We start from the raw sequence: 397 nt of genomic DNA, 5'->3' as shown, positions 1-397 counted from the left end.
AAGAGACAGGCTCTACGCTGGCTCCGTTGAGGCAAGCCTCAATGATTTTACGGCCAAGTGGAAGCAATTCAGGAGTAAGATATTGAGGCAATTCTTTTTTAAAGAAATCGTACAACATCTCTGCGCCTTTGTCATAACCCTCTTCGCCTACTTCAATTTGTTTATAAACTTTGAGGAAGCGCGATGGTATTTTGTTACCCTCAATGGTAAGGTAGTTTAGCTCATAACCCAACAGCGGACAACGAGCTGGCTGATACTGGTCCGAAATAAGTTTGGCATTTCCACGACGTGTAAGATACTCACGCATCAACATCTGAGGTTTAAATCCAACTTTCCAGGTTCCAATATGCTGGTTTGGTGCCAACGTGTACCGGACACGAGGGGTGCTGATAATCTG

General features: G+C 44.6%; 1 protein-coding gene. It reads right to left on the bottom strand.

All coding sequences use genetic code 11. The annotated features are described in order from the left end of the window. On the bottom strand, nucleotides 1-364 hold a 364-nt coding region (locus C6366_RS21355; RefSeq protein ID WP_233248602.1), incomplete at its 3' end, for a DUF4914 family protein. Nucleotides 365-397 lie beyond the last annotated feature (33 nt).

Origin of the sequence: Desulfonatronum sp. SC1, assembly GCF_003046795.1 — a bacterium.
Classification (GTDB): domain Bacteria; phylum Desulfobacterota; class Desulfovibrionia; order Desulfovibrionales; family Desulfonatronaceae; genus Desulfonatronum.
Note: the sequence above shows the minus strand (reverse complement) of the source record. Positions and strands in the feature narration are given on the sequence as shown.